Origin of the sequence: Variovorax boronicumulans (genome assembly GCF_009811375.1) — a bacterium.
GTDB lineage: Bacteria > Pseudomonadota > Gammaproteobacteria > Burkholderiales > Burkholderiaceae_C > Variovorax > Variovorax boronicumulans.
In genome coordinates this window covers 3,039,387-3,061,270 of record NZ_BKDH01000001.1, presented here as the reverse complement: position 1 = coordinate 3,061,270, position 21,884 = coordinate 3,039,387, and the positions used below count along the sequence as shown (strand labels likewise).

Here is a 21,884-nt window from a genome sequence, read left to right as displayed (position 1 = left end):
GCCCAGGCACGGGGCCCAGTACCGCCGGGGGTCGCCTGCGGGCGGGCCGGCCCGCGGGGTCAGCGCCGCGGCCATGCCAGGCCCCCGTTCTGCAGCACGCCGGCCAGCTTCGCGATGCCGCCGGTGCCGCTCGCCGCCCGGCCGATCAGCGCGCCGCCGGCGGCGCCCGCGACGATCCGCATCAGGAACGACCGGCTGCGGCCCGCGGCCAGCAACAGCAGCACGCCGGCGCCGAGCACGACGAGGTGTTCGCCGGGGTAGTCGGCGCGCGCCGCATCCACCTGCTTGATCTTGTCGATCGTCTGTTCCAGGTCCATGGCTGAAGCTCCTTGTCGTGTTCAGCCGTTCTTACCGGTGAGCGCCGGGCTCCGCTGTAGGCCGGCGCCATGCGCGGTGACGGAATCCGCCGCGAAAACGCCGTGGAGAAAGCCGCATCGCACGGGAGACAGGGCGCTCTCGATAATGCAACCCGCTTGTAGAGAACCCCACAGAAGCACAGAAGTAGAGAACCGCGAAATGAGTGCAGCAGATTTTCTTTTCGCCCCCGAGGTGCAAAAGCTCTTGATGGTCGCCTACGCGGCGCCCCAACAACCCTTGTCTTCCAGCGAGCTGGCCCATCGCTCGAAGCTCGACACGGCCGATGCGGAGCGCACCTTGGCGCACCTCGTCGGCAGCGGCATCCTGAAGAAGCAAAAGCCGAAGGCCGAGGAGGCCGAAACCTTCTCGATCGACCGCGCGTTCATCTTCCACGACGAACTGCGCAACATCGCACTCAAGTCGTTCGCCGCGGCCGAGCCGGTTCGCGCGATGCTGCGCGGCAAGTTCAAGGCCTCGGTCGTGCGCGCCTTCGTGCTCGCGGAGGACGAAGACGGCACCCTGGAGCTGCTCGTCGTGCACGGCCAGTCGATGCCCGACGAAGCCACCCTGGCGGCCGCCTGCCGGAAGCTCTCGAAGAACATCCACCGTCACCTGAAGGTGCACGTCATCTCGAACGCGAAGTTCAACGGCCTCACGCCGCGCGATGCACTCATGCCGAAACCCGCGGCGCTCGAGATCATCAAGCCCGGGGATACGAAGGCGCCGCTGCCCGTCGAGAAGGTCGGCCTCTTGCAGAGCGCGAGGAAGAAGTTGGCGACGCTGTCGCATTCGTCGGCGTGATCGCCTGGCTTTTGTCCTGTGAGGCCAGCGGCCGTTGCAGGCCGCGACGGACCCCGACGTGTTCCTGAAAGCCGCCTGAGCCGGGGGAGGAGGGCGCGCTGGGGGACAATCGAAGCAACCCCCTCGACATCACAGCATTCCACGATCATGTCCCGCCTCGACGACCCCCGCCACGACGCCGAAGTCGGCTCCCGCGACAGCACCCTCGACACCACCCGCATCGACGACGTGCGCATCGGCGCCGTGCGTCCCCTCATGACCCCCGCGCTGCTGCAGGAGCGCGTGCCCGTGCGCGACAACACGCTCGCGCTGGTCGAAGGCAGCCGCGCGGCCATCGCCGACGTGCTGCACGGCCGCGACGACCGGCTGGTCGTGGTGGTCGGCCCGTGCTCCATCCACGACCACGACCAGGCCATCGAATACGCGCAGCGCCTGAAGAAGGTGGCCGATTCGCTGCAGGACGACCTGCTCATCGTGATGCGCGCCTACTTCGAGAAGCCGCGCACCACCGTCGGCTGGAAGGGCTATATCAACGACCCGCACCTGGACGGCAGCTTCGCCATCAACGAAGGCCTGGAGCGCGCGCGGCGCCTGCTGCTGGAGCTGACCACGCTGGGCCTGCCGACCGGCACCGAGTTCCTCGACCTGCTGAGCCCGCAGTTCATCGCCGACCTGATCGCCTGGGGCGCCATCGGCGCGCGCACCACCGAGAGCCAGAGCCATCGGCAACTGGCCTCGGGCCTGAGTTGCCCGGTCGGTTTCAAGAACGGCACCGACGGCAGCGTGAAGGTGGCGGCCGACGCCATCCTCGCGGCGCGTGCGCCGCATGCCTTCATGGGCATGACCAAGATGGGCATGGCCGCGATCTTCGAGACGCGCGGCAACGACGACTGCCACGTGATCCTGCGCGGCGGCAAGGCGCCCAACTATTCGGCGGCGGATGTGGCGTCGAGCTGCGAGGCGCTGCTGGCCAACGGCCTGCGCCCGCAGGTGATGATCGACGTCTCGCACGGCAACAGCAGCAAGCAGCACCAGCGCCAGATCGTGGTCGCCGAAGACGTGGCCGCGCAGATTGCGGCCGGCGAGCGGCGCATCACCGGGATCATGATCGAGAGCCACCTCGAGGAAGGCCGGCAGGACCTGAAGCCCGGTGTTCCGCTGAAGCACGGCGTGTCGATCACCGATGCCTGCATCGGCTTTGCGCAGACGGTGCCGGTGCTCGAGGGGCTGGCGTCGGCGGTGAAGGCGCGGCGGCGGTTGGCCAAGGCCTGAGGCTGACGCGGGGGCAGGGCGACTCCCTGCCGTCTGCGCCCGGGCGGGTCCGGGCAACGCTTTGAGCCGGCCCGCATCGACTTCCTGAGGCTGCCCAGCCTCGGGCGCCACCAAGCCCTGCGCTTGTCGCGACCACTTCCCCACCCGCTATCGACCGCACCGAAGGCCTCCATTTCGCCGAGGCAGGGGCGTTTTGACTGTGGTGGAAATGTAAACAATGCAAACAGTTTTCCAATTGTTACGAGAACTAGATCACGAAATTTGAGCCGAGGCGCCGTGAATCCGAGGGCAAACGGGCCGGTTGTGGGGCATCCTTGCGCCACTTTGTAGTCAAAACGTATGAAAAATGATTACAAAATACCGACCTGTCAGGTCTTATTGATTACATTTGGAGTGCCTTCATGCTCAAGCTCGCAGTCGCCGCGGCGGCCACCGCCACCTTCGTTTTCGCATCCGGTTCGGCCTTGGCTGACACGGCCAGCGCCAACTTCCAGGTCAAGATGACCATCGTCCGCAGCTGCTCGGTGACGGCCGGCAACGCCTCCGACATCAGCCTGGGCACCACCGTGCAGCCCACCGCCACCAACCAGACGGGCAACAACACCATCTCGGTCACCTGCTCCAAGACCACGCCGTACACCGTCGGCCTGCTGCCTTCGTCCACGAACGGCGGCACCACCGACGGCACGGGTGCCATGTCGTCCGTCGCCAACTCGGCCACCAACACCGACAAGGTGCCCTACGCGCTGTACTCCAACGCGGGCAACACCACCGTGTGGGGCAACACCGTCGGCACCGGCGCCAATGTGGTCGGCGGCACGGGCACCGGTGCGGCGATCACGCACACGGTCTACGCCAAGAACACCAACGCCAACTTCACCCCGGACAGCTACGCCGACACCGTGACGGTGACGGTCACGTACTGAGCCAGAGCTGAATCACCGAGCCAGAGCTGAATCGTGAGACGTGCACTTGCCATCCTCGGACTGTGGGGCGCATGCCTGCTTGGCGGCGGTGCGGTCCAGGCGGCCGGCCTGCAGGTCTCGCCGGTCACCCTGACGCTGGCGCCGACGCGGCAGGGCGACGGGCTGTGGCTCAGCAACACGGGAACGGCGCCGCTGGATGCGCAGATCCGCGTGTTCCGCTGGACGCAGGTCGACGGGCAGGACCGCATGGAGCCGGCGGACGGACTGGTCGTCAGCCCGCCCATGCTGCAACTGCCCACCGACGGGCGGCAATTGGTGCGCGTGATCCGCAACGGCCCGCCGCCCGCGGGGCCGGCGGAAGAGGCCTACCGCGTGCTGGTGGATGAGCTGCCCGTGCCCCAGGCAGCAGGCGCGGCGGTGGACGGCAAGAAGAGCAACCTGAACTTCGTGATGCGGCACTCGCTGCCCATCTTCGTGTCCCCGGCGGGCGCGGAGCCGGCCCCCGCGCAGTTGCGCTGGAGCCTGCGGCGCGAGGACGGCAAGGCCGTGCTGGAAGTCAGCAACAGCGGCGGGGTGCATGCCCAGCTCGCGGACCTCGTGTTCACCGGCGCGGACGGCCGCGCCGTCGCCGCCTACACCGGCTTGCTGGGCTACGTGCTGCCCGGCGCCACCATGCGCTGGCCGCTGAAGACGTCGCCTGCCGCCCTGGCTGGCGCGGGTCGCTGGCAGGTCATGATCGATGGCAGAACGACGGACGCCAACCTCGCGCCGCTGGCGCGCTGAGCGGGCCGGGTTCGCTGCGAGGGCCTTGCTGGCTCCGTTTGCACTGGCCCTGACCACGCTTCCCGCCCACGCAGCGCCCGCCGCGCAGTCCGTGCCGGGGGCCATGACGCTGTACCTGGAGGTCAGCCTCAACGGCATGGCGCGCGGGCTGCACCCGTTTCGCCTGCAGGCCGGGGCCTTGTCGGCCTCCCGCGCGGTGCTGCGCGAACTGAGTTTCTCCCTGCCCGACAACGGCGCCGAATGGCTGCCCCTGCGCGACCTGCCCGGGCTGGTGGCCGACTACGACGCCGCGCGCCAGCAACTGAGCCTGACCGCGCCGCTGGCGATGCTGCAGCTGCCCACGGCCACGGTGGGGCAGGCGGCCGTCACCGCGCAGCCCCTGAGCACGTCCACCGGCCTGCTGCTGAACTACGACCTCTACGGCACCCAGGGCAGGGGTGGCAGCGCCAGCCTGAGTGCCTTCGGCGAGCTGCGCGCCTTCCGCGGCGCCAGCGTGCTCAGCACCACCTGGCTGATGCAGCGCACGCACGACACCCAGGGCTGGAAGGACCAGTCCGTGCGCATGGACAGCACCTGGAGCATGGCCTTCCCCGACAGGATGCTCACCCTGCGCGTGGGCGACACGCTCACCGGCGCCGTGCCCTGGTCGCGCGCCACGCGCATCGGCGGCATCCAGCTGTCGCGCGACTTCGGCCTGCAGCCCTACCGGCAGACCGCGCCGCTGCCCAGCTTCATCGGTTCGGCCACGATGCCTTCGGACGTGGAACTGTTCATCGACGGCATCCGCCAGTACAGCGGCCAGGTGCCGGCGGGGCCCTTCCAGCTCAACGCGCTGCCGCGCATCAACAGCACGGGCACGGCGCAGGTGGTGGTGACCGACGCGCTGGGCCGCGCCGCCACGCTGAGCTTCTCGCTCTTCGACAGCAGCCGCCTGCTGGCCCCCGGACTGAGCGACTGGACGGTGGACCTGGGCGTGGTGCGCCGCAACTACGGCCTGCGCTCCTTCGACTACGGCAAGCAGCCGGTGCTGACCGGCACCTGGCGCCGGGGCCTCAGCGACAGCTTCACGGTGGAAGCACATGGCGAAGTGACGCGCGGCCTGGCGCTGGCCGGTGCGGGCGGCGTGTGGCAGCTGGGCGCCGCGGGCACGCTGTCGGCGGCGCTGGCGGGCAGCCGGCACGACGCCGATGTCCCCGGCGGCAGCCGCAGCGGTACGCAAACCAGCCTGGGCTACCTGTGGCGGCAGGAGCGCCTGTCGGTGGGCCTGAACGGCAGCCGCACCCAGGGCGACTACCGCGACGTGGCCACGGCCTACGGCTCGGCCCCGGCCAAGGGCAGCGCCAGCGCCAGCGTGGGCTATGACATGGGTGGCCTGGGCAACGTCAGCGTCAGCTACCTCTACCTGCGCTCGGTCGGTCAGAACGCGTCGCGCTACGCCAGCGTGAACTGGTTCCGTTCGATCGGGCGCACGACCTCGGTCTCGGTGGGCATGAACCAGAACCTGGACAAGCGCAGCGACCGCGGCATCTTCGTCGGCCTGAGCTGGTCTTGGGACGCGCAGACCAGCGTGAGCGCCGGCGTGCAGCGCAGCGGCGACCAGGGCACCGTGGGCACCGTCAGCGCGCAGCACTCGCCCCTCGGCGAAGGCGGCTGGGGCTGGCGCGCCACCGCGCGCACGGGCGGCGGCACGACCGGCGGGCAGGCCGAGATCAACTACCTCGGCCCCTACGGCCGCGTGCAGGCCGGCGTGAGCGAAATGGGCGGTGGCCGCGCCAGCCGCTACGCCTATGCCGGCGCCAGCGGTGCGCTGGTGCTGATGGGCGGTGGGGTGCTGGCCGCGCGGCGCATCGACGACGCCTTTGCGGTGGTGGACACCGACGGCGTGGCCGGCGTGCCCGTGAAGCTTGAGAATCGCCCGGTGGGGCAGACCAATTCGCGCGGACTGCTGCTGGTCGTGCCGGTGAACGCCTACCAGAACAACAAGCTGGCGATCGACCCGATGGACCTGCCCGCCGACGTGCGCATCGAGCGCGCCGAGAGCCTCATCACGCCCGCCGGCCGGTCGGGCGCACGGGCGCATTTCGGCATCACGCCCGTGCGGGCCGCCCACGTGGCATTGATGGACGCACAGGGCCAGGCCTTGCCGCTGGGCAGCCGCGTGCAGGTGAACGGCCAGGGCGGTGGCGGCGCGGTGGTGGGCTATGACGGCTGGGTGTACCTGGACACGCTGGACGTGCGCAACACGCTGGCCGTGCGCACGCCCGACGGCGCGGTGTGCCGGGCGCAGTTCGACTGGCGGCGTCCCGAGGGCGGTGGTTTGCAGAAAGAGCGGTTGACATGTGGACGTTGAGATTCGTGAAACTGGCGCTGGCCTTCTCATGCCTGCTGGGCATGGGCGCGGCGCATGCCGACCCGAGCTGCTGGGTCGCCAGCCAGCCGAGCTTCGCCTTCGGCACCGTGACGGCGTCGGCGGCGACGGACACCACCGCCACGGTCGGCTTCGCCTGCCAGAACGACACCGGCCAGACCATGTACTTGAGCTACTGTGTGTACGTCTCCCAGGGCAACGAGATCGCCGGCTACGCCCCGCGCTACATGACCAACTGGAACGGTTCGCAGATGGCCTACAACATCTATGCCGACGCGGCCCGCAGCGGCATCGTCGGCCCGCCGCCGGGCGGCGGCACCTACGCCAGCGCGGGCGGCACCTTCGTGCTGCCGGCCAGCGGCGGCAACGTCGCGTTGAACATCCCGCTGTACGGTCGCGTGCCGTCCGGGCAATCGCTGGCGGCAGGCAGCTACCAGGCCAACATCTACAACTCCGAGGTCGTCTGGGGCATGAAGAGCGGCAACGCGCCCGACAGCTGCACCGCGAGTTCGGCGAAGTACGTCGGCAGGACGAACTTCTACACGCAGGTCACGGCGCTCTATTCCAACGCCTGCACCGTCAGCGTGGCGGCCACCGACCTGGACTTCGGCAGTGCCAGCTCGCTCAGCGCCGCGGTCAACGGCACGGCCGCCATCACGATGGCCTGCCCGCCCAGCACCGCCTGGAAGGTGGGGCTGAGCAATGGCGTGAACGTGGCGGGGACGCAGCGGCGCATGGCGGGCGGCACCGGTGACTACATCCAGTACGAGCTGTACCGCGATGCCGCGCGCTCGCTGCGCTGGGGCAACACCGTCGGCACGGACACGGTCGACGGCAGTGGCAATCCCGGCAGCAGCATTCCGGTCTATGGGCGGGTGCCGGCCCAGACCAATGTGACGCCGGGCAGCTACAGCGACACGATCACGGTCACCGTGACCTACTGAATCGCCATCGTCCCGGGGGCCGGGCCGCGCATCAGATCGGCGCGTACGCGCCCGTGCCGTCCGGCCAGGCCGTCAGCACCTCGTAGCCGTCGGCCGTGACCGCGACCATGTGCTCCCACTGCGCGGACAGCGAGCGGTCCTTGGTCACGACGGTCCAGCCGTCGGCCAGCTGCTTCGTTTCGGCGCGGCCCGCATTGAGCATCGGCTCGATGGTGAAGACCATGCCCGGCTCGAGCACCAGGCCCGCCCCGCGCCGCCCGAAGTGCAGCACCTGCGGCTCGTCGTGGTAGATGCGGCCGATGCCGTGCCCGCAGTACTCGCGCACCACGCTGAAGTGCTCGCGCTGTGCGACCGACTGGATGGCGTGGCCCACGTCGCCCAGCGTCGCGCCGGGCTTCACCTGGCGGATGCCGGCGCACAGGGCTTCGTAGGTCGTCTCCACCAGCCGGCGCGCCAGCACGCTGGGCGCACCGACGAAGAACATGCGGCTGGTGTCGCCGAACCAGCCGTCCTTGTTGACGGCGACGTCGATGTTGACGATGTCGCCCGCCTTCAAGATCTTGTCGGCCGAGGGAATGCCGTGGCACACCACCTGGTTCACCGAGGTGAGGATGGTCTTTGGATAGCCCAGGTAGCCCACGTTGGCGGGAATGGCGCCTTGCACCTTCACGATGTGTGCGTGGCAGAGGCGGTCGAGCGCTTCGGTGCTCACGCCGGGCACGACGTGGGGCTCGATCATGGCCAGGACCTCGGCGGCCAGCTGTGCGGCGCGCCGCGCCATCACCAGCTCTTCGGCGGACTTGAGTGGAACGTCGTGTGCCATCAGTGCTGCTTGCCGTTCGCGGGGGCGCGGGGCTTGCCGGGTGGCGCCGCAGTGACTGTCGCGGCAATGTCCAGCCCGCCTGAAAGCTCGGCCTGGATCAGCAGCTGACAGACCTCCCGGTAGTCGAGGTCGGGATGCATCTCGGTCAGCATGCCGACCCGCATCCAGTGCTCTGCCTGCGCATTGATCGACCGGCTGAGGGCGTTGCCCGCCACGCGCAAGTTCTCGTGCATCAGGTCTGAAATCTTGACGATGCCCATGGGTCACCTCTGTATGAAACGTATATGGATTGTATGCGTTTCATGTGGTCAGGTGTTGGGGCCGGTCTATGCGCTCTTGTCCCGCGCGATCAGCAGGTTGCGCGCTTCCGTCAGCAGTGGCTTCACGGTCTCGAAGGTCGCGGCGCTCGGGTTGATCACGCTCACCCAGTGCATCTTGGCGTACACCGGGTGCGGCATCAGCCGGTCGAGCGCGGTGTAGTCGATGTCGACTGGTGGCTGCTCGCCGAACAGCGCGCGAAAGGTCTCCTTACCCACGCCGACGTTGAGGCGGAACACGCCGGGCCGGTTCAGCTTCGAGGCGCTGTCGAAGTCGTTGTCCTTCGTCACGATCGTGGCGAAGGGGAACTTGTTGTCCGCGCCGTGGAAGAAGAAGGTGTTGTCGTCGGCCACTTCGAAATGGCCGCCGCCGAGCATGTCGATGAGGTGTTGGGTGATGTCGTCTTCGGTCATGGAGATTGGATGAGGTCAAGGCTTCCAGCGCCGCAGGCCGAGCTCGTCGGCCAGTGCCTGGTAGGCCTTGATGCGCGCCTGCACGTAGTCGTCGAGCGCGGCGCCGGTGAGGGCGAAAGGATAAAGGCCATGCCGCTCGCGCAGCGCCGCGTAGCCCGGCGCGGCCGTGGCCTCGGCGAAGGCGGCGGTCCAGGCGCGCACGGCGGCGTCGGGCACGTTGGCGCTCAGGTAGACGCCGCGCACGGTCGGCCAGACGATGTCCGCGCCTTGCTCGCGCGCGGTGGGCACGCCGGTGAGCGCGCCGCCCAGCCGCGCTTCGGACAGCACCGCGAGCAGGCGCAGCGGCGCGCCGCCGGCGATGGCCTGCAGCGCCTCGGCGGCGTCGCCCGGGAACGCGTCGACGTGCTTGCCCTGCAGCGCGCCCAGCGCATCGCCGCCGCCTTCGAAGGAGACGAAGCGCATCGCCTTCGGTGCGCCGCCGGCTGCGCGCACCAGCAGCGCGGCCTTCACCCAGTCCTGGCTGCCGACCGTACCGCCCGCGCCGAAGACCACGCGCGACGGGTCCTGGCGCAGCGCGGCGATCAGGTCCTGCAAACGGCGGTAGGGCGAATCGCGGTGCACGGCGACCACGCCGTAGTCGGTGCCCAGCGTGGCGATCCAGCGCACGGCCGAGGGCGGATGCGGCCCGAAGCGGCCCTGCGCGAGGTTGAGCAGCGAGCCGCTGGAGAACGCGACCAGCGTGCCCGGCCCGCCGAGCTGGCCGCTCGCGATGCGGTCGAAGGCCACCGCGCCGATGCCGCCCGGCAGGTAGCGCTGCGCGAGCGGCGTGCGCGCGGGGCGCACGGCCTGCAGCGCATCGCGCGCCAGCGCGCAGGTCAGCGCGAAGCCGCCGCCGGCCTTGGCGGGAATCACGCATTCCGCCGGGCCTTCGGACACATCGCCCGCGGCCGCCGTCGCCTGCAGCGCAGCAGGCGCGAGCCACGCCGACAGCGCGCGCAGCGCATGGCGACGGGTGAAGGCAAAAGGGCGTGGCATCGAAGAAGAAGGACGGCGGCGGTTCACCCCGCAGGCCGGGGCCACCAGATGATGGCATGCAGGCCCGGCCCCGCGCCGCGCGCTTCGAGCCGCAAATCGCCACGGTGCCGCTGCGCGATGGAACGCACGATCGCCAGGCCGAGCCCGAAGCCGCCCTGGTCCGCGCGCGCGCCGCGACGGAAGCGCTGGCCCAAGGTGGCGCGCTCGTCCTCGCTCAGGCCGGGGCCGTCGTCCTCCACGTTGAGGCTCCAGCCCGCGGCGTCGCCGGCCGCGAAGAGCGTGATGGTGCCGGCCGCCGGCGTGTAGGCGATGGCGTTGGCCACGAGGTTGCTCAGCGCTTCGCGCAGCAGGCCGCGGTCGCCCACCGCGTGCAGGTCGGGAGAGGGCGCATGGATGCCCAGGTCGATGCGCTTGGCGCGCGCCAGCGGCAGCAGGTCGACCGCCACTTCGCGCAACAGCTCGGCGGTGTCGAACTCGGCCGGCGCCACGGCCACGGTGTCGCTGCGGCCCAGCGCCAGCAGCTGCTGCGCGCTGCGCGTGGCGCGGCCGATCTCGGCGCCCAGCGCGTCGAGCGCGGCGCGCACCTGCACGGGGTCGTCCTCGCGGCGTGCGTAGTCGGCCTGCATCTGCAGCGTGGTCAGGTGCGTGCGCAGCTGGTGCGAAGCGTCGTCGAGAAACTGCCGCTGCTGCGCCACCAGCTCCTGCGTGCGCGCCATCTGCTGGTTCACGGCGGCCACCAGCGGGCGCACCTCGGCGGGCAGGTCGGTCTCGGCGATGCGCGTCAGGTCGTCGGGCGTGCGTGCCTGCACCTCGCGCGCCAGCCGCGAGAGCGGGCGCAGCGCCGCCGCCAGCGCCAGCGCGGTGCCGCACAGCAGCATCGCGAGGATCAGCCCGTCGCGCAGCGCGGCGCTGCGCACGAAGCGGCTTGTGAACTCCTGGCGCGAGCGCGTGCTCTCGCCGACCTGGATCAGCACGCTGCGCCCGGTGCTGCCGGCCGGCGCGCGGTCGAGGTCGCGCCGGTAGGCCGCGAGCCGCACGGCCTCGCCGAAGTAGGTGGCGTCGTAGAAGGCCGGCACGCCCATCGCCGGCTCGACGGGCGGCGCAGGCAGGTCGGCGCTGCCCAGCTCCACCAGCCCGTCGGAGGTCGCGACGCGAAAGAACACCTGCCCGCTGGCCGTGAGCTCGAAGAACTCGAACATCGTGTACGGCAGCTCGACCGACAGCCCGCCCGAGGCCGTGGAGATGTTCGCGTCGATCGACTTGAGTGCGCCGAGCAGCGAGCGGTCGTACGCGGCGTTGGCGGCGGCCAGCGCGTCGTGCCGCGTCATCCACAGCTCGATGCCCGTCACCAGCAGCAGGGCGGGGAACAGCAGCAGCGCGAGCCGCTGCCACAGGCTGGTGCGGCGCAGGCGGTCGGTGAAGCGGCGCAGCGCGCTCACTCAGTCCGCTTCCAGCACGTAGCCCAGGCCGCGCAGCGTGACGATGCGCACGCCGCTGCCGTCGAGCCGCTTGCGCAGCCGGTACACCAGCACCTCGATGGCTTCGAGGTGCACCTCGTCGTCGTCGGAGAACACGCGGTCGAGGATCTGCTGCTTCGACAGCGGCTCGCCGCTGCGCTGCACCAGCGCGCGCAGCACCGCCTGTTCGCGCGGCGACAGGGCGAGCGCTTCACCGCCCAGCGTGAACTGCCGGCGCGCGCCGTCGTACACCAGCGGCCCGCAGGCCAGGCGCGGATGCTCCACGCCGCGCGCGCGGCGCACCAGCGCGTGCAGTCGGGCTTCCAGCTCGGCCAAGGCGAAGGGCTTGGCGAGGAAGTCGTCCGCGCCCGCGTTGAGGGAGGCGACGCGCTCGTCCAGCGAATCGCGCGCCGTGAGGATCAGCGCCGGCAGCCGCTGGTCGCGTTCGCGCAGCCGCTGCAGCACCGTGTGGCCGTCCATGCCGGGCAGGCCCAGGTCGAGCACCAGCGCGTCGTGGTCGCGCTGCTGCAGCGCCCGGTCGGCCAGCCGGCCGTCGTCCACCCATTCGACCTGGATGCCCGCATGCTCCAGCGCCTTGCAGAGCCAGGTGCCCAGGGTGTGTTCGTCTTCGGCCAAGAGGATGCGCATGGGCTGGATGCTAGTGGTGCCCCGTCTTTTCGCGAAACACCGCGGAACCGGCTTTGCCGGGCCGCTGGTGTTGCCCCCGGCGAGGGGGTTGGCGTAGCGACACGAAGTGCGCGAAGCCTGGGGGAGTGCCAATCAATCAGGCTTGATGTTTGCCCGGGCGATGACCTTTTGCCAGCGGTTCTGTTCTGCAGTGATGAACTGCGCGAACTGTTCCGGCGTGCCGCCCACGGCCTCGGCCGCGTCGGCCGTGAGGCGCTGCATCGAGTCGGGCGATTTCACGGCCTTCATGGTCTCGGCCGACAGCTTGGCCATCTGTGCGGGCGTGATGCTGGCCGGCGCGAGCATGCCGTACCACTGCGTCATCTCGAAGCCGGGGAAGCCTTGCTCGGCCACGGTCGGCACGTCGGGCAGCTGCGCCAGGCGCTTGGCCGAGCCGGTCGCGATGCAGCGCACCTTGCCGGCCTTGATGAACGGAATGATCGCCGCCGCGCCGATGGCCGAGGCGTCGAGCCGGCCCGAGAGCAGGTCGGTCACCATCGGGCCGGTGCCGCGGTAGGGCACGTGCAGCATGAAGACCTCGGCCGTCATCTTCAGGTACTCGAAGGCCAGGTGGCCCGCGCTGCCGTTGCCGGCCGAGCCGTAGCTCAGCTTGCCGGGCTTGCTCTTGGCATAGGCGATGAACTCCTTGAGGTTCTTCGCCGGCACGTCGGGGTGCACCACGTACAGGCTGGGCACCTTGGCCAGCAGGCTCACGGGCTTGAAGTCCTTGTTCGCGTCGTAGGGCAGCTTGGCGAAGATGTAGGGGTTCACGGCCAGCGTGCCGATGTGGCCGAGGATCAGCGTGTGCTGGTCGGTGGCGCGCGCCACCTCGCTCATGGCGATGTTGCCCGCCGCGCCGGGCTTGTTGTCGACGAACACGCTCTGTCCCAGCGTGCGCGACAGCTCGGCGGCGGTGGAGCGCGCCACGATCTCCGAGCTGCCGCCCGGCGCGAAGGGCACGACGAAGCGGATCGACTTGCTGGGCCAGGCGTCTTGCGCCGAGGCCATCGAAGGCAGCAGGCCGCCGAGGGTGAGGGCGCCGCCGGCTTGCAGCCAGTGGCGGCGGCTCAGGGGAACGTCGGTGGGGAAGCGGTCGGACATGGCTTGTCTCCAGTGTTTTTGGATGGAAGCCCGCATCCTGCCGGGCGGATGCTGTCGGAATGCTGTCAGTGCCTCAGATCAGGTTGCGCATCGCCTGCGCCGTCTCGCGCAGCACCGGCAGCACGCGGGCCACCGCGTCTTCCGAACTCTCGTGCCCCATCGGCATCGTGATGTTGAGCGCGCCCACCAGCGTGCCGTGGCGGTCGCGCAGCGGCACGGCGATGCCGCGCGAGTTCAGGTCGAGCTGCTGTTCCGACAGCGCCCAGCCCTGGGCACGGATGCGCGCCAGCTCGAGCTTCATGCGCTCCATGCTCGCGATGGTGTGCGAGGTGAACACCGTGAGCTGGCGCGTGGCCAGCCAGTCGTTCAGCTCGGCGTCGCTGCGCAGCGCCAGCATCAGCATGCCCGAGGCCGTCACCTGCGCCGGCACGCGCGCGCCGAGCACGTAGCCGGTGCTCATGCTGCGGTTGGGACCGTTGCGCGCGATGTAGACCACCTCGTCGCCGTCCATCACGCTGAGGTAGGCGATCTCGTTGGTGCCGGCCGCCACGCGTTGCAGAAAAGGCTGCACCACGCGCGGCAGCCGGGCCGATTCGAGGTACGACTGGCCCAGGCGCAGCACGCGCGGCGTGAGCCAGAACAGCTTGCCGTCGCTGGCCACGTAGCCCATGTGCTGCAGGGTGAGCAGGTAGCGCCGCGCGGCGGTGCGCGTCATGTTCGTGCGCTGGCCGGCCTGGCTGGCCGTGAGGCGCGGGTTGGCGTCGTCGAAGGCCTCGATGATGCTCACGCCGCGCTCCAGCCCGGCGATCCAGTCGCGCTTGTCCAGGCCGGCGGGCGGCGTCGAGTCGTCGGGGCTGGTGCTGTTCATGGGCGGAAGTGTGCCCGCGTCCGGCGCGGTGGCGAGGCCCGAATGGCTAAGTAAAAACCCGCAATTTGATCGATTGGCGAACTTGAAAGATCGATCATCGAACATTTAGCTGTCCATGTGCCAGCAGGCCGCGCGCGAAGGGACTATAAAGCCCGCTGTTCCGCCCCGAAACGAGCGATTGACGAACGGAAGCACGCCCATGAGCCCATTCATCACTGGCAGCACCCAGGCCTACCTCATCCCCGGCGACCCGGTCCGCAACGTGCGGCTGCCGCGCATGTTCAACGCGGCCTTCGCGCGCTACGGCATCGACGCGGTGCTGGTGCCCATGCAGGTGCCGGTGCGCGACTTCGCGGTGTTCATGAAGTCGGCCTTCCTGGCGCGCAACGTGCGCGGCATGGTGATCGCGCCGCCGCACAAGCCGCGCGTGGTCGACCTGCTCGACGGCTGCGGCCTGTTCGGCCGCGTGGCGGGCTCGGTCAACGTGGTGCGCCGCACCGAGGGCGACCAGCTCGAGGGCGACCTGTTCGACGGCGAAGGCCTGATCGGCGCGCTCGATCGCTGCAATGTGCCGTTTCGCGGCAAGCGCGTGCTGATCCTCGGCGCGGGCGTGAGCGCCGCCGCCATCGGCGTGGCGCTGGCCGAAGGCGGCACGGTGAATGGCGCCGAGCACATCGCCTTCTGCGACACCGCCTCCGGCAAAGCCGCGGGCGTGGCCGCCAAGCTCGACGCTTTTTTCGACGCGACCGTGGTTGCCGTGGACAGCAACGCGCCCGAGGGCTACGACCTCGTCATCAACGCCACGCCGCTGGGCCTGGCCGAGGACGACGCGCTGCCGCTGGACGTGGCGCGCATGGAACCGCACGCGGCGCTGTTCGACATCCTGCTGCGCAACCAGCCCACGCCGCTGGTGCGCGCGGCGCGGGCGCGCGGGCTCAATGCGCAGGCCGGCTTCGAGATGCTGGTGCAGCAGATGCCGCACTACTTCCGCTACTTCGGCCACATCGACGCGGCCGATGCGATGCAGGCCGACGCCGACTTTCTGCGCGAGCTCATCTATCCGCCGGCGATGCACGCCGAGATCGCAACGCCATTGCGCTACCAATCCCCGAGCGTGGCCTGACCCCGTACCTTCCTGAACAAGACGACTCCCATGATCTCCGGCAAGACCACGCTCATCGCCCACATCGGCTACCCCACCGAGGCCTTCAAGGCGCCGATGATCTACAACCCCTGGTTCGACAAGCAGGGCATCGACGCGGTCGTCGTGCCCATGGGCGTGAAGCCCGAGGACTACGCGGTGTCGCTCGCGCAGATCTTCAAGTTTTCGAACCTGCGCGGCGCGTTGGTCACGATGCCGCACAAGGTCACGACGATGTCGCTGGTCGACGAGGTCACGCCCACCGCGCGCGTCGCAGGCGCCTGCAACGCCGTGCTCAAGCGGCCCGACGGCACCCTGCTGGGCGACCAGTTCGACGGCGCGGGTTTCGTGCGCGGCGTGGAGCGCAAGGGGCGGCTGTTCAAGGGCACGCGGGTGCTGGTGTCGGGCACGGGCGGCGTCGGGTCGGCCATTGCGGCGTCGATCGCGGCGGCCGGCGCGGCCGAGCTGATGCTGTTCGACATGAGCGACGCTTCGGCGCAGGCACTGGCCGCGCGGCTGCGCGAACACTATCCGCAGATGAAGGTCACCACCGGCTCGAAGGACCCGGCGGGCTTCGACATCGTCGTCAACGCCACGCCGCTGGGCATGAAGGACAGCGACCCGCTGCCCTTCGACGTGGACCGCATCGCGCCCGACACCTTCGTCGGCGAGGTTGTCATGAAGACCGAATACACGCCGCTGTTGCAGGCCGCCAGGGCCAAGGGCTGCCAGGTGCAGGTGGGCACCGACATGCTGTTCGAGATGATCCCGGCCTACCTCGAGTTCTTCGGCTTCGGCACCGCCTCGCCTGAAGAGCTGCGCGCCGTCGCGCAATTGAAATACTGAAAACACCGGAACACGCATGAGCATTTTTGAAGGCTTCCTTTCCACCTCCGAGACGCTGGGCGCCTTCAGCGACCGCGCCTTCGTCGACGCCATGCTGCGCTTCGAGGCCGCGCTCGCGCGCGCACAGGCGGCCGAGGGGCTGATTCCCGAGAGCGCCGCGCATTCGATCGTCGGCAGCTGCAAGGTCGAGCTGTTCGACGTGGCCAAGATCGTGCGCGAGAGCGGACGCGCCGGCAGCGTCGCCATCCCGCTGGTGAAGGCGCTGCGCGAAGCGGTGGGCCTGTTCAATGCCGAGGCCGTGCCCTTCGTGCACTTCGGCAGCACCAGCCAGGACGTGATCGACAGCGCGATGGCACTCGTCACGCGCGAAGCCGTCGCGCTGGTCGAGGCCGATCTGGCCAAGGCCGCCGACGCACTGCTGCGCCTGGCGGTGCAGCACGCCGACACGCCGATGCTCGCGCGCACGCTGATGCAGCCGGCCTCGGTCACCAGCTTCGGTTTCAAGTGCGCCGGCTGGGCCGCGCCGCTGGTGCGCAGCCGCACCCGCCTGCGCGCCGCCGCGAAGCACGCGCTGCAGCTGCAGCTCGGCGGCGCCGTCGGCACGCTGGCGCAGATGAAGGGGCAGGGCGCCGCGGTGCGCCAGCGCATGGCCAAGGAACTGGGCCTGGGCGACCCCGGCGCCACATGGCACACGCAGCGCGACGAATGGGTCGCGCTCGGCTGCGAACTCGGCCTGCTCACGGGCAGCCTGGGCAAGGTCGCGGTCGACATCTCGCTGCTCGGCCAGTACGAAGTGGCCGAGGTCGCCGAGCCCAGCGAACCCGGGCGCGGCGGCTCGTCGGCGATGCCGCACAAGCGCAACCCCGTGGCCTCGATGGTCGCCATCGCCGCCGCGCACCGCGCGCCGCAGCGCGTGGCCGCCTTGCTCGGTGCCATGCCGCAGCAGCATGAGCGCGCGCTCGGCGCCTGGCAGGCCGAGCTGGCCGAATGGCCGCAGCTGCTGATGTCGGCGCACGGCAGCGTGCGTGCCATGGCCGGCGCCTTGCCCGGCCTGCAGGTCGATGCCGCGCGCATGCGCGCCAACATCGACCGGCTGCGCGCCGAGCTGCCGCGCGACGCGGCCGACGAATGGTTCGACCCCGCGCTGGCCGTGAACGCGGGGCAGATCGCTGTGGCAGAGGTGAAAGCCCTGCAAGCCCAACTCTCATCCGACAAGGAACTCTCGCCATGACCGCCCCCGACACCCCGAGCAATCCTTACGAAGACGGCCTCGTCAACCGCCGCCGCGTGCTCGGCGACGCGTGGGTCGACAAGTCGCTCGCCAACCGCAACGGCTTCAACGCCGAGTTCCAGGAGCTCATCACGCGCCACGCGTGGAACGACATCTGGGGCCGCCCCGCGCTGGGCGACAAGACGCGCCGCTTCATGGTGCTGTCGATGATGCTGGGCATCCACGCCTACGAGGAGTTCGCCATGCACGTGCGTGCCGCGCTCGACGGCCCGCCCGAGTCGCGCCTCACGCCCGACGAGATCAAGGAAGTGATCATGATGGCCGCGATCTACTGCGGCGTGCCGGTGGCCAACCACGCCTTCGGCATCGCGACGAACATCCTGCGCGAGAAGGGCCTGCTGCCGCCAGTGGCGGCGCAGTGAGCGCGACGGAAGGCCGGGGCGGCAAGGGCCGCTTCGACGTCGGCTTCACGCTGCTGTTGCCGCTGCTGCTCGCGGCGCAGCCGGTCGCGACCGACAGCTACCTGCCGGCGCTGCCCGCCATCGCCGGCGAACTCGGCTCGGCCAGCACCAGCCTCACGCTGTTCGTGCTGGCCTTCGGCTTTGCGCAGCTGCTGTGCGGCCCGCTGGCCGACCGCTTCGGTCGCCGGCCGGTGCTGCTCGCGGGCCTGGGCTGCTACGCCATCGCGGCCTTCGGCGGCGCGTTCGCGGGCAGCGTGGCGGTGCTCGCGGGCTGGCGCACGCTGCAAGGCTTCTCGATGGCGGCGATCCTCGTGTGCGCGCGTGCCGCGGTGCGCGACCTGTATCCGGCGCACGAAGGCCCGCACGTCATGGCGCGCGGCCTCACGGGGCTGGGCGTGGTCGGCCTCATGGCGCCGCTGCTCGGCGCCTGGCTGGTGCAGGGCGCGGGCTGGCGCTGGGTGATGGTCGCGATGGCGGTCTATTCGCTGGCGCTGTTCGCGCTGTGCTGGCGCTCGTTCGGCGAAACGCGCAAGCCGCTGGCCGGAGGCGAATCGTCCGCGCCGCGCGGCAGCACGCGCGCCGTGTTCGCGAGCCGCGCCTTCCGCGCCTGGGCCTCGGTGGCCGCGGCCACCTACGGCGGGCTGTTCTGCTTTTTGCTGCTTTCGCCGATGGTCTACATCGGCTACCTCGGCTGGTCGCCCGCGTGGTACGGCTGGATTCCGGCCGGCGGCTCGCTGGTCTACATCTTCAGCACCACGATGTGCCGCAGCCTGCTGCGCCGCTTCGGGCCGATGCGCACCGTGCGCCTGGGCGCGGTGCTGAGCATCACCGGCGCCGTGATCCAGGCGCTGGGCTGCTGGCTGATGCCGCACAGCGCGGTGCCGCTGCTGGCGGGCCACGCCGTGTACTGCCTCGGCCACGGCATCCACCAGCCCTGCGGGCAGGCCGGCGCCGTGGGCGACCTGCCACACCTGGCGGGGCGTGCCGTGTCGTGGTCCGGTTTCGGCATGATGATGGTCGCGTTCTGCGTGGGGCAGGTCGCAGCGCTGTTCGTCGACACGAGTTTTTCGTACGGCGCCTGGCCGATGGTGGTGCCGATGCTGATGGCCGGCACCGTGCTGCTGGCCATCGCGTTCCTGTGGCTGCCGCGTCTCTCTCAACCTGCTTCTCCATCCTCCCCAAAGAAGGACTCCACACCATGACCACTTCCTCCCCCCGCCTGAATGTCGTGCGCGAAGGCGACGGCCCCTTCGTCGTGCTCAGCCATGCGCTCGGCTGCGACCTGCACATGTGGGACGGCGTGGCCGCGCAACTCGCGCGCGCCCACACGGTGATCCGCTACGACCACCGTAACCACGGCGGCTCCGAGGTGGTGCCCGGCGTGCTGCGCGTGGAAACGCTGGCGCAGGACGCGTCCGAGCTGATCGCGCGCGAGACGGGCGGCGAGCCCGTGCACTTCGTGGGCCTGTCGATGGGCGGCATGATCGCGCAGGCGCTGGCGGTGCGGCATGCCGCGCAGCTCAAGACTGTGGTGATCGCCAATTCGGCCGCGCACTACCCCGACCAGGCCCCGTGGCGCCTGCGCGCGGAAACCGTGGCCGCCAAGGGCGTGGCCGCCATCGCCCCGGGCGCCGTGGCGCGCTGGCTCACGCCGGCCTACGCCGCCACGCCCGAGGGCGCGGCGGCCGCGCGCACGCTGCACGACACGCTGGTGCGCACCGACGCGCAGGGCTACATCGAGAGCTGCAACGCCGTGGCCGCCATCGACTTCCGCGACAGCAACCGCCGCATCGCCACGCCCACGCTGGTGATCGGCGGGCTGCAGGACGAGGCCACGCCCCTGGCCATGTCCGAGGCCATGGTGGCGCAAATCCCGGGCGCGCGGCTGGCGACCATCGACGCCGCGCACCTGAGCGCAGTGGAGCGCCCGGTCGAGTTCGCGCAGATGCTGATCGATTACTGGCGCAGCCTCTGAAAAAACGCCCGGCCCGCATCCCCACGCGGGCTAGGTGTAACCCCTATTTCGTTCGAATGATGATCGGCAGCGTTCGATCATCGATCAGAAGGGGCTGATTTGCGTTGTGGCGCGCCCGGGCTCTTTCTACAGTCCATCCCCATGCACCGCGCCATTGCCACCGTCTCGCTCAGCGGCACCCTTCGCCAGAAGCTCGAAGCCATTGCGGCCGCGGGCTTCGACGGCATCGAGCTGTTCGAAGCCGACTTCGTCAACTTCCGCGGCACCGCCGCCGAGCTGCGCCGCATCGTGGCCGACCTGGGCCTGGCTATCGACCTGTACCAGCCGTTCCGCGACTTCGAAGGCATGCCCGAAGCGCAGTTCCACCGCAGCCTGGAGCGCGCCGAACGCAAGTTCGACCTCATGGAAGCCATGGGCGCGCCGCTGGTGCTGTGCTGCTCCAACACCTCGCCGCTGTCGGTGAACGACCCGGCGCGCGCCGCCGCCCAGCTGCACGCGCTGGCCGAACGCGCCGCGCGCCGCAACCTGCGCGTGGGCTTCGAGGCGCTGGCCTGGGGCCGCCACACCTCGCGCTACGCCCAGGCCTGGGACATCGTGCAGCGCGCCGACCACCCGCACCTCGGGCTGATCCTCGACAGCTTCCACACGCTGTCGCTCAAGGACGATCCGGCGGGCATCGCCGCCATTCCGGGCGAGAAGATCTTCTTCGTGCAGATGGCCGATGCGCCGCTCCTGTCGATGGACGTGCTGCAGTGGGCGCGCCACCACCGCTCGTTCCCGGGGCAGGGCGATTTCGACGTGGTCGGCTTCTTCGAGCAAGTTCTGCGCGCGGGCTACACCGGGCCGCTGTCGCTGGAGATCTTCAACGACATCTTCCGCGAGACGCCGAACCGCCGCACCGCCGTCGATGCGATGCGCTCGCTGCTGTACCTCGAAAGCGAAACGCGCGAGCGGCTCGCCAACGGGAATGCCCCCGTGCAGCCGCAGCGCGTGGAGCTGTTCAACCCGCCGCCCGCGCCGGCGCTCTCGGGCCTGTCGTTCATCGAGTTCGCGGCCGACGAGGCCTCGGCCGTCACGCTCGGCGCGCTGCTCGGGCAGCTGGGCTTTCGCCGTGTCGGGCGCCATCGCTCCAAGGCCGTCACGCTGTACCGCCAGGGCGGCATCCACTTCATCGTCAACGCGCAGCCGGACTCGTTTGCGCGCCGCCGTTTCGAGGCGCACGGCACCTCGGTCTGCGCGCTGGGCGTGCGCTGCGCCGACCCGCTCGCGGCCGTGGGCCGCGCGAGCGCCATGCGCTCGCAGCGCCACGACAGCCCGGTGGGGCCGAACGAGCTGCGCGTGCCGGCCATCGTGGTGCCGGGCGGCAACCTGATCCATTTCGTGCCCGAGGCGCTGGGCGCCAACGGGCTGTACGAGACCGACTTCATCCTCGAAGACGCGGGGCCCGATGCGCACGATGCCGGCCTCACGCGCATCGACCACGTGGCGCTGGGCCTGGCGCTCGACCAGCTCGACACCTGGGTGCTGTTCACGCGCGCCGTGCTCGGCCTGGAGCCCGGCGAGAGCCTGGAGCTGGCCGACCCCTTCGGCCTGATCCGCAGCCGCGGCGTGGCCAATGCCGACCGCAGCCTGCGCCTCGTGCTGAACGTGTCGCTGAGCCAGCGCACGCGCACCGCGCGCACGCTGAGCGTGACCGGCGGCGGCGCGGTGCACCACATCGCGCTCGATTGCGACGACATCTTCGACACCGTGGCCCGGCTGCGCGCCAACGGCACGCGCTTCGTGCCGATCTCGGACAACTACTACGACGACCAGGCCACGCGCATCGACGTGGCGCCCGAGCTGCTGGCGCGCATGCGCGAAGCGGGCGTGCTGTTCGACCGCTCGGCGGCCGGCGACTACCTGCACATCTACACCGAGAGTTTCGACGGCGGCCTCTTCTTCGAGGTCGCGCAGCGCGTGGGCGGCTACGACGCCTACGGCGCGCTCAACGCACCCGCGCGCATGGCGTCGCAGGCGCAGCAGCCCCAACAACAAGACTGATTTTTTTCCCTCGCATCCGACACCTTCGTCACAC

At 70.2% G+C, this 21,884-nt stretch carries 22 protein-coding genes; 13 read left to right on the top strand and 9 right to left on the bottom strand.

Features of this window, described 5'->3' with window-relative positions:
• Positions 1 to 59: 59 nt before the first annotated feature.
• Positions 60 to 317, bottom strand: coding sequence for a hypothetical protein (locus VHAB30_RS14045; RefSeq protein WP_099796404.1), 258 nt, complete (start codon positions 315 to 317; stop codon positions 60 to 62).
• Between the two features lie 199 nt (positions 318 to 516).
• Between VHAB30_RS14045 and VHAB30_RS14040 the strand changes: the two genes are divergently transcribed.
• The 6 genes from VHAB30_RS14040 to VHAB30_RS14015 all read left to right on the top strand — a co-directional run bounded on the left by VHAB30_RS14040 (position 517) and on the right by VHAB30_RS14015 (position 7,451).
• Complete coding sequence (locus VHAB30_RS14040) at positions 517 to 1,158, top strand: hypothetical protein (protein WP_159277428.1); 642 nt, start codon at positions 517 to 519, stop codon at positions 1,156 to 1,158.
• A 147-nt stretch (positions 1,159 to 1,305) separates the two neighbouring features.
• Positions 1,306 to 2,430 carry a 3-deoxy-7-phosphoheptulonate synthase gene (locus VHAB30_RS14035; RefSeq protein WP_159277427.1) on the top strand — a complete coding sequence of 375 codons (1,125 nt, stop codon included), beginning with the start codon at positions 1,306 to 1,308 and terminating at the stop codon, positions 2,428 to 2,430.
• A gap of 401 nt (positions 2,431 to 2,831) precedes the next feature.
• Positions 2,832 to 3,356: a Csu type fimbrial protein gene (locus VHAB30_RS14030; RefSeq protein WP_062475695.1), complete on the top strand. Its 525-nt coding sequence runs from the start codon at positions 2,832 to 2,834 to the stop codon at positions 3,354 to 3,356.
• 33 nt (positions 3,357 to 3,389) lie between these two features.
• Complete coding sequence (locus tag VHAB30_RS14025) at positions 3,390 to 4,139, top strand: fimbrial biogenesis chaperone (protein ID WP_159277426.1); 750 nt, start codon at positions 3,390 to 3,392, stop codon at positions 4,137 to 4,139.
• A 25-nt stretch (positions 4,140 to 4,164) separates the two neighbouring features.
• Entirely contained in the window at positions 4,165 to 6,489 is a 2,325-nt protein-coding gene (locus tag VHAB30_RS14020; protein WP_216850717.1) for a fimbria/pilus outer membrane usher protein, read from the top strand.
• Positions 6,477 to 7,451: a Csu type fimbrial protein gene (locus VHAB30_RS14015; RefSeq protein WP_082818355.1), complete on the top strand. Its 975-nt coding sequence runs from the start codon at positions 6,477 to 6,479 to the stop codon at positions 7,449 to 7,451. The genes VHAB30_RS14020 and VHAB30_RS14015 overlap by 13 nt, the downstream gene beginning before the upstream one ends.
• Before the next feature lie 31 nt (positions 7,452 to 7,482).
• Here VHAB30_RS14015 and map read toward each other — a convergent pair whose 3' ends face one another.
• The 8 genes from map to VHAB30_RS13975 all read right to left on the bottom strand — a co-directional run bounded on the left by map (position 7,483) and on the right by VHAB30_RS13975 (position 14,153).
• Positions 7,483 to 8,274 (bottom strand): type I methionyl aminopeptidase, encoded by a 792-nt coding sequence (gene map / locus VHAB30_RS14010; protein WP_159277424.1) that lies wholly within the window; start codon positions 8,272 to 8,274, stop codon positions 7,483 to 7,485.
• Positions 8,274 to 8,534 (bottom strand): ParD-like family protein, encoded by a 261-nt coding sequence (locus VHAB30_RS14005; RefSeq protein WP_062482851.1) that lies wholly within the window; start codon positions 8,532 to 8,534, stop codon positions 8,274 to 8,276. Before VHAB30_RS14005 ends, map begins: the two co-directional genes overlap by 1 nt.
• Positions 8,535 to 8,600: 66 nt before the next feature.
• Complete coding sequence (locus VHAB30_RS14000) at positions 8,601 to 9,005, bottom strand: DUF6194 family protein (protein ID WP_159277423.1); 405 nt, start codon at positions 9,003 to 9,005, stop codon at positions 8,601 to 8,603.
• Positions 9,006 to 9,020: 15 nt separating this feature from the next.
• Positions 9,021 to 10,040: a Bug family tripartite tricarboxylate transporter substrate binding protein gene (locus tag VHAB30_RS13995; protein ID WP_159277422.1), complete on the bottom strand. Its 1,020-nt coding sequence runs from the start codon at positions 10,038 to 10,040 to the stop codon at positions 9,021 to 9,023.
• Between the two features lie 23 nt (positions 10,041 to 10,063).
• Positions 10,064 to 11,479 (bottom strand): sensor histidine kinase, encoded by a 1,416-nt coding sequence (locus VHAB30_RS13990; RefSeq protein ID WP_235926650.1) that lies wholly within the window; start codon positions 11,477 to 11,479, stop codon positions 10,064 to 10,066.
• A complete protein-coding gene (locus VHAB30_RS13985) occupies positions 11,480 to 12,145 on the bottom strand; it encodes a response regulator (protein ID WP_062482520.1) in 666 nt (221 codons plus the stop codon).
• A gap of 132 nt (positions 12,146 to 12,277) precedes the next feature.
• Positions 12,278 to 13,285 carry a Bug family tripartite tricarboxylate transporter substrate binding protein gene (locus VHAB30_RS13980; protein ID WP_095947408.1) on the bottom strand — a complete coding sequence of 336 codons (1,008 nt, stop codon included), beginning with the start codon at positions 13,283 to 13,285 and terminating at the stop codon, positions 12,278 to 12,280.
• Between the two features lie 73 nt (positions 13,286 to 13,358).
• Positions 13,359 to 14,153 carry an IclR family transcriptional regulator domain-containing protein gene (locus VHAB30_RS13975; RefSeq protein WP_056573982.1) on the bottom strand — a complete coding sequence of 265 codons (795 nt, stop codon included), beginning with the start codon at positions 14,151 to 14,153 and terminating at the stop codon, positions 13,359 to 13,361.
• A gap of 199 nt (positions 14,154 to 14,352) precedes the next feature.
• Here VHAB30_RS13975 and VHAB30_RS13970 point away from each other — a divergent pair, with 199 nt between their 5' ends.
• The 7 genes from VHAB30_RS13970 to VHAB30_RS13940 all read left to right on the top strand — a co-directional run bounded on the left by VHAB30_RS13970 (position 14,353) and on the right by VHAB30_RS13940 (position 21,850).
• Positions 14,353 to 15,276 (top strand): shikimate dehydrogenase family protein, encoded by a 924-nt coding sequence (locus VHAB30_RS13970; protein ID WP_159277421.1) that lies wholly within the window; start codon positions 14,353 to 14,355, stop codon positions 15,274 to 15,276.
• Positions 15,277 to 15,306: 30 nt separating this feature from the next.
• The gene (locus tag VHAB30_RS13965; RefSeq protein WP_159277420.1) at positions 15,307 to 16,140 is read left to right on the top strand and encodes a shikimate dehydrogenase family protein; all 834 of its coding nucleotides are present in this window, start codon (positions 15,307 to 15,309) and stop codon (positions 16,138 to 16,140) included.
• A 16-nt stretch (positions 16,141 to 16,156) separates the two neighbouring features.
• Entirely contained in the window at positions 16,157 to 17,371 is a 1,215-nt protein-coding gene (gene pcaB / locus VHAB30_RS13960; RefSeq protein WP_159277419.1) for a 3-carboxy-cis,cis-muconate cycloisomerase, read from the top strand.
• On the top strand, positions 17,368 to 17,793 hold the full coding sequence (locus VHAB30_RS13955) for a carboxymuconolactone decarboxylase family protein (RefSeq protein ID WP_095947412.1): 426 nt from the start codon (positions 17,368 to 17,370) through the stop codon (positions 17,791 to 17,793). The genes pcaB and VHAB30_RS13955 overlap by 4 nt, the downstream gene beginning before the upstream one ends.
• Complete coding sequence (locus tag VHAB30_RS13950) at positions 17,790 to 19,034, top strand: MFS transporter (RefSeq protein ID WP_159277418.1); 1,245 nt, start codon at positions 17,790 to 17,792, stop codon at positions 19,032 to 19,034. Before VHAB30_RS13955 ends, VHAB30_RS13950 begins: the two co-directional genes overlap by 4 nt.
• Positions 19,031 to 19,807, top strand: coding sequence for an alpha/beta fold hydrolase (locus tag VHAB30_RS13945; protein ID WP_159277417.1), 777 nt, complete (start codon positions 19,031 to 19,033; stop codon positions 19,805 to 19,807). The genes VHAB30_RS13950 and VHAB30_RS13945 overlap by 4 nt, the downstream gene beginning before the upstream one ends.
• A 141-nt stretch (positions 19,808 to 19,948) precedes the next feature.
• A complete protein-coding gene (locus VHAB30_RS13940; RefSeq protein WP_159277416.1) occupies positions 19,949 to 21,850 on the top strand; it encodes a bifunctional sugar phosphate isomerase/epimerase/4-hydroxyphenylpyruvate dioxygenase family protein in 1,902 nt (633 codons plus the stop codon).
• The last annotated feature ends 34 nt before the right edge of the window (positions 21,851 to 21,884 follow it).

Coding starts and splice junctions, on each gene's coding strand:
- VHAB30_RS13940 (WP_159277416.1), top strand. CDS start 19,949: ATGCACCGCGCCATTGCCACCGTCTCGCTCAGCGGCACCCTTCGCCAG.
- VHAB30_RS13955 (WP_095947412.1), top strand. CDS start 17,368: ATGACCGCCCCCGACACCCCGAGCAATCCTTACGAAGACGGCCTCGTC.
- pcaB (WP_159277419.1), top strand. CDS start 16,157: ATGAGCATTTTTGAAGGCTTCCTTTCCACCTCCGAGACGCTGGGCGCC.
- VHAB30_RS13985 (WP_062482520.1), bottom strand. CDS start 12,145: ATGCGCATCCTCTTGGCCGAAGACGAACACACCCTGGGCACCTGGCTC.
- map (WP_159277424.1), bottom strand. CDS start 8,274: ATGGCACACGACGTTCCACTCAAGTCCGCCGAAGAGCTGGTGATGGCG.
- VHAB30_RS14035 (WP_159277427.1), top strand. CDS start 1,306: ATGTCCCGCCTCGACGACCCCCGCCACGACGCCGAAGTCGGCTCCCGC.
- VHAB30_RS14030 (WP_062475695.1), top strand. CDS start 2,832: ATGCTCAAGCTCGCAGTCGCCGCGGCGGCCACCGCCACCTTCGTTTTC.
- VHAB30_RS14040 (WP_159277428.1), top strand. CDS start 517: ATGAGTGCAGCAGATTTTCTTTTCGCCCCCGAGGTGCAAAAGCTCTTG.
- VHAB30_RS13945 (WP_159277417.1), top strand. CDS start 19,031: ATGACCACTTCCTCCCCCCGCCTGAATGTCGTGCGCGAAGGCGACGGC.
- VHAB30_RS13995 (WP_159277422.1), bottom strand. CDS start 10,040: ATGCCACGCCCTTTTGCCTTCACCCGTCGCCATGCGCTGCGCGCGCTG.
- VHAB30_RS14000 (WP_159277423.1), bottom strand. CDS start 9,005: ATGACCGAAGACGACATCACCCAACACCTCATCGACATGCTCGGCGGC.
- VHAB30_RS14015 (WP_082818355.1), top strand. CDS start 6,477: ATGTGGACGTTGAGATTCGTGAAACTGGCGCTGGCCTTCTCATGCCTG.
- VHAB30_RS13970 (WP_159277421.1), top strand. CDS start 14,353: ATGAGCCCATTCATCACTGGCAGCACCCAGGCCTACCTCATCCCCGGC.
- VHAB30_RS14005 (WP_062482851.1), bottom strand. CDS start 8,534: ATGGGCATCGTCAAGATTTCAGACCTGATGCACGAGAACTTGCGCGTG.
- VHAB30_RS14045 (WP_099796404.1), bottom strand. CDS start 317: ATGGACCTGGAACAGACGATCGACAAGATCAAGCAGGTGGATGCGGCG.
- VHAB30_RS13965 (WP_159277420.1), top strand. CDS start 15,307: ATGATCTCCGGCAAGACCACGCTCATCGCCCACATCGGCTACCCCACC.
- VHAB30_RS13975 (WP_056573982.1), bottom strand. CDS start 14,153: ATGAACAGCACCAGCCCCGACGACTCGACGCCGCCCGCCGGCCTGGAC.
- VHAB30_RS13980 (WP_095947408.1), bottom strand. CDS start 13,285: ATGTCCGACCGCTTCCCCACCGACGTTCCCCTGAGCCGCCGCCACTGG.